We start from the raw sequence: 11,315 nt of genomic DNA, 5'->3' as shown, positions 1-11,315 counted from the left end.
TTTATGACGCGGGCTTCTTACGATTGCATAGCGCATGTTGTGGCTTCTTTTACCACATTCACCGCTGTTATTGCGCAGGTTTTTGAGCCCAAACGTGAATATAACGGCCTAGTGACAGATATGGCTCTTGGCGACATAGCTGTTTTTCCAGTTCCAATACATCTTCAAATTGGTAATCGCCCATGTACTCCATATTACCTATGTAGTCACTGAAAGAGCGAATGCCTGATTTACCACAGATTTCTAGACCAGCGTCTTCTATCCATTGATAAACCTCTTCCGGCTTCAAGCCTTTTTGTGGTTGCAGCTTAAACCGTTTTCGATGTGGCATCCCATTCAATACATGAGGAATGTTGCCACAAATCACATTTTTCAGGACTAATCCGTGGTGGTTGTAAAACATTATCGAGGCAACGCCACGCGGTTTAACTTGTTCAAGCAATAAATCAAGCGCCTCTTTAGGATCGGCTAACCATTCCATTACGGCATGAAACATCACAAAATCGACTTTCTCATCGAGATGTTCTGCGACTTTTTGTACTGGTGAATGAATAAATCGATATTGCTCTAGCAAACCCGCTTCGCTGATACTTTCTTCTGCGAGCTTCAGCATTTCAGAAGAGAGATCACACAGAGAAACGTTATGCCCAAGCGACGCAATTTTTTGCGACATCTGTGCAAGGCCGCCTCCAGCATCAAGCACATGCAGCGGAGAAGCTGATTGCTCAAACTTGCTCAAAGCTTGTTCTAAATCTTCCCATACGATGATCTGACGGATCTCTCCTTTGTCAGAGCCGTAAATATTTTTTGCAAATTTGTGGGCAATATCGTCGAAATTACGGTCTTCAGTCACGGCTACTTGAGTTATTATGTCCTATCGTGCCTGCTATTCTGTCACAGGAATTTCAGGAATAAAGAGGCGATGTCTCTTTTTACTACTAAGTGATGTTTTTTCGGACTATTCGGATATGTTTGAGCTGAAAAAAGTAGTGTCTTCGCTATTGATGCCACTGCCAGCAATGTTAATTCTCGCTTTTCTGGGTTTAGCCCTAGTGATGTTTACTACCAAAAGGAAGACTGGTTGCCTAATCACCCTCTCAGCCCTATGTGGTATTTTCCTAATCGCTTTCCAGCCAGTTTCTAGTCAACTTTTAATGCCAATGGAAAGGCAACACACCGCATTTTTACCTGTCGATGAAACCGTCGATTACGTGATGGTTCTTGGAAGTGGTCACGTCGTAGACGACCAAATTCCACCGACATCAGAACTTAGCCGCACCGGCCTGATGCGTTTAAGTGAAGGGATTCGTATTCTACGCCTCTACCCTGGTGCAAAACTCATTTTGTCTGGCTATGGCGCAGGCACTGAAGTAAGTAACGCAAGAATGATGGCTAAAGTGGCTTTAGCACTTGGCGTAGCAAAGCCCGACATCATTCTGCTTGAAACCGCAAAAGACACTTGGGAAGAAGCCCGCCAAGCCGCTGCGTTCGTTAAGAATAAAAGAATGGTGTTGGTGACTTCAGCGAGCCATATGACTCGCGCACTGAACGAATTCAATGCTGCTGGAATGAAACCACTGCCGGCACCAACTAACTACCTTGCACAAGAAGGTATAGTTGAGCCGTGGGAAAAGTACATGCCGAAAGCGCTATACCTTGAGCAGACTGAGCGTTACTGGCACGAAACCATGGGATTGGTTTGGCAAAGCCTGCGTGATTGGCTAGATACAAGCAATGACATTGTTGAAGAGCCTGTTATTCCAGAAGCTTCCAGCTTAATTGAAGATGACGGTGAAGTTTCCGCGGCTCAGCCTCAATAAGCCCATTGAATCTTTAAACTCATCTTAAGCATACAGAGTCGCCAAGTATTTGTAGATTCTCTGGTCGTTAACAGTAAAAGCTGAGTAATAAAAAAGCCGAGACATCAATGATGTCTCGGCTTTTTACGTTTAAATGTCGTTGTTAATTAATCACTCCCGAAGGAAATCAATCACCAGCGAACATGTAACCTTCACCGTGAACCGTCACAAAGATTTGTGGGTTCTTAGGATCGAACTCCATTTTTGCACGCATACGACGAATCAGCACGTCGATAGTACGGTCATTAGGCGCGTCCACTCGGTGGCTAATCATATTCAAAATACGTTCGCGGCTTAATACTTGATTAGGGTAAGAAGACAAAGCCACTAGCAGTTCGTATTCTGCTTTGGTCAGTTTCACTGGTTCGCCGTTCTTGCTTAACGCACGACGAGGGATATCAAATGTCCACTCACCAAAACGAACCACAGACTCATCTGATGTTTCTTCTACAGCGCCCGCTGCTGTTTTACGAGCAGCAGAGATACGCCAAAGTAGGTTTTTAACTCGAACTAATAACTCGCGAAGTTCGAAGGGTTTAGTAACGTAATCGTCAGCGCCCATTTCAAGGCCTACGATCTTGTCGATGCTATCCGTGCGTCCAGTAACTAAAATAATTCCAATGTCTGATTGACTGCGTAATTCGCGAGTTAGCATCAATCCATCTTCGCCTGGTAAGTTGATGTCCAGCATAATGAGGTCAACGTTGTTTTCTTCTAACACGTTTCTCATTTGAGCGCCGCTTTCTGCTTCGCTCACTGTGTAACCCTCGTTCTGGAAGTATCCAACCAGTTTACTGCGGGTTACCACATCATCTTCTACGACTAATACGTGATAGCTCATCTACACCACTTTTCTTATTTAATAGTTTCAGTGACTATTCTATTCATAACTAGTAACAATTCTAGTGGTACAGAAGATAAAAGCCAGAAACATGGATTTTTTTTGATACAAGACAATCTTAAACCTTGCTATTTATCGTCCATCGCAATTCAATATAGGCATTACTACTAACGAGTAACTTTGCGTTTCGCAAATAACCTTGTTATTCAGCCTTGGTGTGCTTATGCCCAAGTGACTTCAAGATGCATATAAGCAACATCACAAGACTAAGTCAGGATCTAACAAATGAAAGATACGAAAGCGTTCAACGAGCAAAGAGCAGAAATATACTGGTGGCTATCAAGCTTATTTGCCAAAGAGCTCACTCAAGAAGAACTCGATCACTACCACTCTGTTGAAATTCGTTCTTTCCTAACTGGTTTAGGCGAAAATGAGACACTAAAGCCAGCGATTGATAAGTTAGTGGATGCGCTGAACCGCCTACAAACTCGTGAAGATGCTCAGCTAGAACTGTCTGCAGACTTTTGCGATCTTTTCTTAAAGACAGATAAGCACGGCGCTCTTCCTTACGCTTCAATGTATATCGGCGAAACTGGCCTTTTGAATGATAAGCCAGCAAAAGATATGGAAGAGATCATGGCTAAGCACAACTTAGTTGTGAACCAAGATCTAAAAGAGCCAGCAGACCACATTGCTATCGAACTCGATTTCCTTGGTAACTTGATCATTCGTTCAAACGAAACGAATATTGAAGAAGAACTAGAGAATTCATTTGCCGCTCAACAGCAGTTTATCGAACAACAACTGCTGACTTGGTTACCAAAGTTCAACGTGAAATGTCATGACGTTGATGAATTCGGTTTCTACGCCTCCGTCTCATCGTTGCTACTCGCATTCTGTCAATTAGACACTCAATATTTAGCTGGTGAATAGCTTATTGGATGACTCGTTAAATAAATTCAGAAGAATGTGACAATTCACCCGGATTTCCGGGTGAATTTTATTGCGAGTAATTTCTAGTCAGTCTAAAATTGTGACCGCAAACGATAAAATATGAAACATTCACGAAATGCTATGCTTATTATAGTTTTGAGCATTTCGGTGTTAAGACAAGCCGCTCAATAGCGGTTTTTTGTTTTTTAGCACTTTTAGTACCCAAAGAGCCCTACAAATTTAAGCTCTTAGTTAGGTAGCTTAACGGCTACTTTATTCCGTACTTTGGGAAAGTAGCTTCTAATAGGATAAAACCATGGCCACTATAAAAGATGTCGCTCGCTTAGCCGGCGTATCAACAACAACCGTTTCTCACGTAATCAATAAAACTCGCTTTGTTGCAGAAGCAACGCAAGAAAAAGTAAACAAAGCCGTAGATGAACTGAACTATGCACCAAGTGCTGTTGCTCGTAGCTTGAAGTGTAATACAACACGCACCATCGGCATGCTAGTGACTCAATCAACTAATCTATTCTTCTCTGAAGTTATCGATGGTGTTGAGAGCTACTGCTACCGTCAAGGTTACACTTTGATCCTGTGTAATACGGGCGGTATCTATGAGAAGCAACGTGACTACATTCGAATGCTTGCAGAGAAACGTGTAGATGGCATCTTAGTTATGTGTTCTGACCTAACTGAAGAACTAAGAGAGATGTTAGACCGTCACGCTGACATCCCTAAAGTTATTATGGACTGGGGCCCAGAGAGTTCTCAAGCTGATAAGATCATCGATAACTCTGAAGAAGGTGGCTACCTAGCGACCAAATACCTTATTGAACGCGGTCACTCTAAGATTGCATGTTTAAGTGGCCACTTAGACAAAGCAGCATGTGTTGAACGTATTGCCGGTTACAAGCGCGCACTTAACGAAGCTAAAATTTCTGCCGATGACAATATGATCATCGAAGGCAACTTCGAGTGTGATACGGCTGTTCTTGCTGCAGAACAAATCGTTGAGATGGAAGATCGTCCAACGGCGGTATTCTGCTTTAACGACACAATGGCACTCGGCTTAATGAGCCGACTGCAAGAAAAAGGCATCCGCATTCCTGAAGATATCTCAGTGATCGGTTACGACAACATCGAACTCGCTGAATACTTCTCTCCGCCGTTAACGACAGTTCACCAACCAAAACGTCGTGTTGGTAAGAATGCATTCGAAATTCTATTGGAGCGCATCAAAGACAAAGACCACGAAAAACGCGTCTTCGAAATGCACCCTGAAATTGTTGAACGAAGTACAGTTAAGACGTTAAATTAATTGATAATTCGAGTTTAATTTCATCAAGCGCACCTTTAGGTGCGCTTTTTTTATCAGCAACTATAATGAACCCAGATGCACAACGGAAAGATCATTAATTGAAGCAGTGTCACATTTTGAAATATCAAGTGTGAGCTTCATCCAACAAAAACTTTATTCTATTCAATCAGTCACGCACAGGGCAAACCACTCGAAAGAGTGAGACGCAAAGCTTCCGGCCTAAACCACTCGTTGGTATGGTAGCGGGGTTACCGATGGCAAAATGCAGTAACTACTAATAATTTAGTAATTTACGGCTTATTGACAATTTAATTGCAACATTTTGCTAATCTCTCGGACCTGCTTATTTGGTGGCGTAGTTCAAATACACCGAGATAAATAACATGGATAAACCGATACTAAAGGACTCGATGAAGTTATTTGAGTCCCTAGGAAAAATAAAATCACGCTCAATGTTTGGTGGCTTCGGTCTTTTTGCTGATGACACTATGTTTGCTCTGGTTGTAAATGACCAGTTGCACATACGCGCAGACAAAGGCACAACGAAACAATTCGAACAACAAGGGTTTCAACCGTACGTCTACAAAAAACGTGGTTTCCCTGTCGTTACTAAATATTTCGCTTTACCTGAAGGCCTCTGGCAAGACCAAGAGAAAATCTTGCAGCTTGCAACCACGTCTCTAGGTTTTGCTAAAGAAGAAAAAGCTGAGCAGTCTTCTGCTAAGCCGACCCGACTCAAAGATCTGCCTAATCTTCGACTCGCTACCGAGCGTATGTTGAAAAAGGCAGGGATCGATTCTGTAGAACGTTTATATGAATCTGGCTCTGTAAACGCATTTAACGCCATCAAAGAATCGCATGCGTCTTCTGTCAGTATTGAACTACTTTGGGCGCTAGAAGGCGCGATCAATGGTACACATTGGTCTGTTATACCGCAGCAGCGTCGCGAGGAGCTTATCAATCGCGTCAATTAACATTGTCAGTGCAATCTATATACATAACTAAGCCGCATTTACTGCGGCTTTTTTTATATCTGGTGAAAGTTAATCTATGCTTTGCCTGTCTATCTATACTATCGGTATGCATTGAAAATTTAGAGGAAGTATCAATGAGTAAGAAAATGATATTGGGTATTGTGTTGGTCGTAACCATCGTCTTGTTAGGCATCAATTTCGGCCAATACTTAACGCTTGAAAATGCTAAGGCTCAACAAGCTGTGTTAAATGACTACATTGACAGCAACTTTATTGCGGCTGCCGCTATCTATTTTGTCGCGTATGTCATGATTACGGCTTTCTCCATTCCTGGTGCCGCTGTTGTAACCTTATTAGGGGCCGCGCTATTTGGCTTCTGGAACAGCTTGCTACTGGTATCTTTCGCAAGTGCGATCGGTGCGACCTTAGCTTTCTTAAGTAGCCGTTACCTGTTGCGTGACTGGATTCAAACCAAGTTTGGTGACAAATTGGCGACGATTAACAAGGGGGTTGAAAAAGACGGCGCATTTTACCTGTTTTCTCTGCGTCTGATTCCTGTATTCCCATTTTTCCTTATCAACCTATTGATGGGTCTAACACCGATGTCAGTGAGTCGTTACTACATTACGAGTCAAATCGGGATGTTACCGGGGACGGCGGTTTTCTTGAATGCTGGTACTCAGCTCGCAGAAATTGATTCACTTTCGGGCATCGTCTCCCCTTCAGTACTATTGTCATTTGCATTATTGGGGATATTCCCAATAGTGGCTAAATGGTTGATGGGTAAGTTTCGCTCAGCACCCGTAGCTGAATAATGTATATAGCAGAATAGTTTATAATATCTAAACAACACAGATAGCCGAATAAGGTTCTATTTCAATGAAAATCTTCAGTGCATCGAATCCGACAGAAGCTCATATCATCTGTGGATTGTTAGAAAGCGAGAATATTGCCTGTGAAGTCCGTGGTGAGGGGTTGTTCGGATTAAAGGGGGAAATCCCATTCACTGAAGAAACTGACCCTTACGTATGGTTATATGAGCCAGAATTGGCCAGTAAAGCTCGCATGCTCGTCAATGACTACCAAAAGCAGCAAGATTCGATCATCTATGAAGAGTGGCGTTGTGGTGAGTGTCATGAAGTCAACGAAGCGCAATTCGGCTCTTGCTGGCAGTGCGGTGCTGCCTCACCTGAATAGCAGGGTTTCAGTGACCTGATAGAACGATTCGGTCAGATACCTCCTCCAATTAAAAACGGGAAGCTAAAGTTAGCTTCCCGTTTTTATTTCAATTCGATTAACTCATCATCTTTGATTTCACGCCTAGAAAATCACTGAATTTGTTTTTGAATAAACGCAATCGAACGCTGATTAAACTCTTCAGGGTTTTCCACGTTACACACGTGTCCACAATTCGGGATTTCTACTAGCTCACTCGATTCATGCGCTGCAACCATTTCTTTTACAGGCTTAATAAACATGTAGTCACGTTCACCCATCAAATAAAGAGTCGGTATTGGTAGCTCTCTATCTTTAAAATATTTCATCAAGGGGTTTACATCAGCCGTTAAGATAAACCAGCGTTTAAATTCTTTCTGGCACAGTTTTTTGGCTTCGCGGATAAAAAGGTGACGAGACTCTTTTTGGCTTTTTTGTGGCATCACAACATAAGCAAAAAGGCTGTATAACCACATGTAAGGAATGATGTGCTTGCTGAGGTTACCCAACTTGATTAACACTTGAGAGCGAGTGTTTAGCTTGGTGACAGCGCCACCCAGTACCATTGAACGTACACGGCCAGCCGCCAGTTCGGCAACGTTACGCACAATAATCGTGCCCAAAGACATGCCAACGAAATGTGCAGAACGGATCTTAAGATGGTCTAACACTTTAAGAATATCAAGCGTCACCGATTTGAACGTATAACGATTCGAAATCAGCCCTTTAAGTATATTGTCTGATTTACCGTGCCCTCTCAGATCAATGAGAAGTAAGTTGAAATGCTGTTTATACGCTTTGATCTGCTTGAACCAGATGGAGGAACTGCCTCCTGCGCCATGCACAAATACAACCCACTCATCGCTCGTAGGGTGAGTAAATGTTTTATGAAATAGTAAACTCTCAGACATACCTATCGCTTTAATTATTGGAATGGAGCTATGCCTCATCACGAGGCGATGACTAAGGATACCACGCTATTAAGAACTTTAAGTGATAATAGTGTCAAACCTATCATTAGTCATGTGAATACCTACCTTACCTTTTCTACCTGACAAAAATGAGTTTGCAAGCTTTGTCTTCGTAAACGTGATGTGCTCTGACCAGGAAACAAAAAGGCACTCAACAATTAGAGCGCCTTCATTTATTACGAGCTGTTGTTGCCCGCCCGCTAATTTTAAAGCTAAGTCAACAAGTTAAAATGCTGAATGATACATAGCTAGGTATTCTTTAGCCGCATCTTCCCAACTAAAATCTTGCTGCATCGCATAAAGCTGAGCACGCTTAATTTCAGATGGGTTTTGTGCATAAAGCAGTAATGAACGATGTAACACAGCCAATAACGCCTGCGGTGTTGGCTCTTCAAAAGCAAACCCAGTCGCGACTTCAGGATCTTCATCGTAATCATTCACGCTGTCTTTTAAACCTCCCACAGAACGAACAATCGGCAAAGTACCGTAAGCCATGCTGTAGATTTGGTTTAAGCCACACGGTTCAAATTCCGAAGGCATCAAGAAGAAATCAGAGCCTGCTTCAACCAAGTGCGCAAGTTCATTATTGTACGCTTCTACGAACGAGAACTTATCTGAGTGAAGCGCTGATAGCTCTTTCAATTGACTCGCCAAAACCGGATCGCCAGTACCGACAATCACGATCTGAAGATCATTTTTCAAAAACTGTTCGATGATAGGCAGTAAGTAATGAACACCTTTTTGATTCGTCAAGCGACAAACCATGCCATAAACCGCGCAATCGGCAACGGGTAAACCTACATCTTGTTGCAGTTTTTGCTTACAAGCTGATTTTCCGCGAGCCATGCTGTGCTTGGTCGCTTTGTATTTACGAGGAAGGAAAGCATCAGTTTCCGGATTCCAAGCCCCATAATCACACCCATTCAAAATGCCGAACAGATCAGCAGATCTGTGTTGGAATTCTGCAGCCATACCGTGGCTACCTAATTCCGTTTTCAACTCTTCTGCATAGGTAGGACTTACTGCGTTCACTTTATCCGCACACATCACTCCAGCTCTTAGCATAGTGACATGAGTGTCACTCACTGAAGCTTCAGGCGCATGGTAACTGTGCATCTCTGGCAGGAATTGAAGTTCATCGTAGGCGAACACACCTTTGAAAACCGCATTGTGAATCGAAATAACACTGCGCGTATTTTCAAAGAAATCGTGTTGTTGATAACGCGATTTAAGCAAGAAAGGAACGAAACCAGTATGCCAGTCATTTGCATGAATGATATCCGGTTGGAAACCAAGCTTAGGAAGCATATCAAGACAGGCTGCACTAAAGAACGAGAAGCGCTCTCCGTTATCAGCATAAGCTTGATTGTTTTCTGCGTACATTTCCGGGCGGTCGAAATACTTGGCACATTCAATACCAAAAACTGGAACGGCTTCTACGCTCAGTTTTTTAACTTGATAAGCCGTATGAGGCCAATGATCGAGTTCAGTCGATAAAATAACTTCTGCTGAATCAATGTTTGGAATGTTTCTATATGCGGGGATAGTCACTCGAACGTCCTGTTCGAGTGTTTGCAACGCTTTCGGCAGTGCCTTGGCTACATCAGCCAAGCCACCACTTTTAATCAAGCCTTCAACTTCAGACGCTACAAAAAGTACCGAGAGAGTCTTAGTAACCAACTCGTGCTCCTTTAGAAATCACTACGACACCATCGTCAGATACGTGGTAATGCTTTTTGTCTTCTGTCAGATTTACACCAATCTGTGTACCCGGTGCGATATCTGCGTCTTTATCAATGATAACGCGGCGCAAGATACAACCCTCACCCACTTTTACATCACCGAGTAAGATGCTTTCGCTAATATCACACGCTGATGCGATATTGCTGCGGAAGCCCAGTACACTCTTTTCAATACGCGAACCACGTACATAACTACCGCTACACACAAGGCTATCAATGATCTGAATTCGACCATTTGCCGAATCAGTAAACGTAGCTGGTGGTAGTGGCGGGTAATAAGTGTGTAGAGGCCATTTACGGTTGTATAGCGAGAATGGCGCATCTTTCTTAAGAAGGTCCATGTGCGCTTGCCAGTACGCGTCAATCGTACCTACATCGCGCCAGTAAACTTCTTCTTTCTCACCAGTAATACGGTTGGTGCTGAAATCATAAACAAACACATCACCACGTGGGAACATGTTTGGAATAATGTCTTTGCCGAAATCGTGTGTCGAACCTTCTCTATCAGCATCTTCCGTTAGTTCGGCAAAAAGCTCTTTCGCTTCGAACACGTAGTTGCCCATTGAAACGAGCGCTGATTCTGGATCGCCCGGGATCGACTTCGGATTTGCAGGTTTCTCTTCAAAGCCAATCATACGGCCGTCAGCATCAACCTCAATAACACCGAATTCTGATGCTTCAGCAAGCGGCATGCGCAATGCTGATACTGTTAGAGCCGCTTTCTTCTCTTTATGGAAATCAAGCATCTGTTTGATGTCCATCTTATAGATATGGTCTGAACCAAAAATACATACTTGATCAGGTTCTTCCAACTCCATAAAGCCCATGTTTTGGTAGATAGCATCTGCTGTGCCTTCATACCAACGCTTTCCTTTACGCATTTGCGCAGGAATTGGGTCGATAAAACGGTCTGTTATGCCACTGATATTCCAGCCTTTTTTCATATGGTGGAACAGTGACTGTGACTTAAATTGTGTTAATACGTAGATCTTCATTAGATCAGCATTAACGAAGTTGTTCAAAGCGAAATCAATTAAGCGGTAACTACCACCGAAAGGAACCGAGGGTTTGCTGCGAGATTCAGTTAAAGGTCTTAAGCGAGAGCCTTCACCACCAGCAAGAATCATTCCCAATACACCAGCCATTTTATTCTCCATATATCTATAGCTTGTCGATGTTAGTACTCGTAGAGGTATCTTCCTCTGGGGGATGAGCACCAACACTTATTTCGGTATTTAGCGAATATCCATTCACATACAGTGACAATATCCTAAGCCAAACGTTGTTATGTGTGCACTATTCTTTGCACTTGGTTTTATATACGTTATCGACTTTTCGGCCGAATTCAATTTTTAATACGCCATTCTGTGGTACGTAAGCTGATTGCTTTCCTAAGACTTAAAGCAGCTCACACTACACCGTCCAGACGAAACATTACATTAACACCCGACACACATCA

At 42.9% G+C, this 11,315-nt stretch carries 11 protein-coding genes and 1 riboswitch; of the genes, 6 read left to right on the top strand and 5 right to left on the bottom strand.

The annotated features are described in order from the left end of the window. Nucleotides 1-67 precede the first annotated feature (67 nt). Nucleotides 68-853, bottom strand: coding sequence for a tRNA uridine 5-oxyacetic acid(34) methyltransferase CmoM (gene cmoM, locus AB4351_RS12125; protein WP_372126129.1), 786 nt, complete (start codon nt 851-853; stop codon nt 68-70). Nucleotides 854-968: 115 nt separating this feature from the next. Here cmoM and elyC point away from each other — a divergent pair, with 115 nt between their 5' ends. Continuing rightward, entirely contained in the window at nt 969-1,820 is an 852-nt protein-coding gene (elyC, locus tag AB4351_RS12120; protein WP_102332487.1) for an envelope biogenesis factor ElyC, read from the top strand. Nucleotides 1,821-1,986: 166 nt separating this feature from the next. Here elyC and torR read toward each other — a convergent pair whose 3' ends face one another. Beyond that, nucleotides 1,987-2,700 carry a two-component system response regulator TorR gene (gene torR / locus AB4351_RS12115; RefSeq protein ID WP_017067841.1) on the bottom strand — a complete coding sequence of 238 codons (714 nt, stop codon included), beginning with the start codon at nt 2,698-2,700 and terminating at the stop codon, nt 1,987-1,989. A gap of 285 nt (nt 2,701-2,985) precedes the next feature. Here torR and torD point away from each other — a divergent pair, with 285 nt between their 5' ends. From torD to AB4351_RS12090, 5 genes are all read left to right on the top strand, one after another. Continuing rightward, a complete protein-coding gene (torD, locus tag AB4351_RS12110) occupies nt 2,986-3,633 on the top strand; it encodes a molecular chaperone TorD (protein ID WP_017062095.1) in 648 nt (215 codons plus the stop codon). Between the two features lie 316 nt (nt 3,634-3,949). Then, on the top strand, nt 3,950-4,954 hold the full coding sequence (gene purR, locus AB4351_RS12105; RefSeq protein WP_017063507.1) for an HTH-type transcriptional repressor PurR: 1,005 nt from the start codon (nt 3,950-3,952) through the stop codon (nt 4,952-4,954). Nucleotides 4,955-5,124: 170 nt separating this feature from the next. After that, nucleotides 5,125-5,210, top strand: a riboswitch (cyclic di-GMP riboswitch). Nucleotides 5,211-5,337: 127 nt separating this feature from the next. After that, complete coding sequence (locus tag AB4351_RS12100) at nt 5,338-5,928, top strand: TfoX/Sxy family DNA transformation protein (RefSeq protein WP_019820997.1); 591 nt, start codon at nt 5,338-5,340, stop codon at nt 5,926-5,928. Nucleotides 5,929-6,062: 134 nt separating this feature from the next. After that, the gene (locus tag AB4351_RS12095) at nt 6,063-6,743 is read left to right on the top strand and encodes a TVP38/TMEM64 family protein (RefSeq protein WP_017072239.1); all 681 of its coding nucleotides are present in this window, start codon (nt 6,063-6,065) and stop codon (nt 6,741-6,743) included. A gap of 64 nt (nt 6,744-6,807) precedes the next feature. Then, on the top strand, nt 6,808-7,125 hold the full coding sequence (locus AB4351_RS12090; RefSeq protein WP_017062099.1) for a DUF2007 domain-containing protein: 318 nt from the start codon (nt 6,808-6,810) through the stop codon (nt 7,123-7,125). Nucleotides 7,126-7,256: 131 nt separating this feature from the next. Here the strand turns inward: AB4351_RS12090 and AB4351_RS12085 are convergent, their stop codons facing one another. The 3 genes from AB4351_RS12085 to glgC form a co-directional block, all read right to left on the bottom strand. Beyond that, nucleotides 7,257-8,054 (bottom strand): alpha/beta fold hydrolase, encoded by a 798-nt coding sequence (locus tag AB4351_RS12085; protein WP_017062100.1) that lies wholly within the window; start codon nt 8,052-8,054, stop codon nt 7,257-7,259. 285 nt (nt 8,055-8,339) lie between these two features. Next, complete coding sequence (glgA, locus tag AB4351_RS12080; protein ID WP_372126127.1) at nt 8,340-9,794, bottom strand: glycogen synthase GlgA; 1,455 nt, start codon at nt 9,792-9,794, stop codon at nt 8,340-8,342. Then, a complete protein-coding gene (glgC, locus tag AB4351_RS12075; RefSeq protein ID WP_080582251.1) occupies nt 9,784-11,013 on the bottom strand; it encodes a glucose-1-phosphate adenylyltransferase in 1,230 nt (409 codons plus the stop codon). Before glgC ends, glgA begins: the two co-directional genes overlap by 11 nt. Between the last annotated feature and the right edge of the window lie 302 nt (nt 11,014-11,315).

It is taken from the genome of Vibrio sp. 10N.261.51.F11, from assembly GCF_041471665.1.
In the GTDB taxonomy this organism is placed as follows: domain Bacteria; phylum Pseudomonadota; class Gammaproteobacteria; order Enterobacterales; family Vibrionaceae; genus Vibrio; species Vibrio crassostreae_C.
The sequence above is the reverse complement of the archived record's forward strand: the minus strand, read 5'-3'. Positions and strand labels throughout refer to the sequence as shown.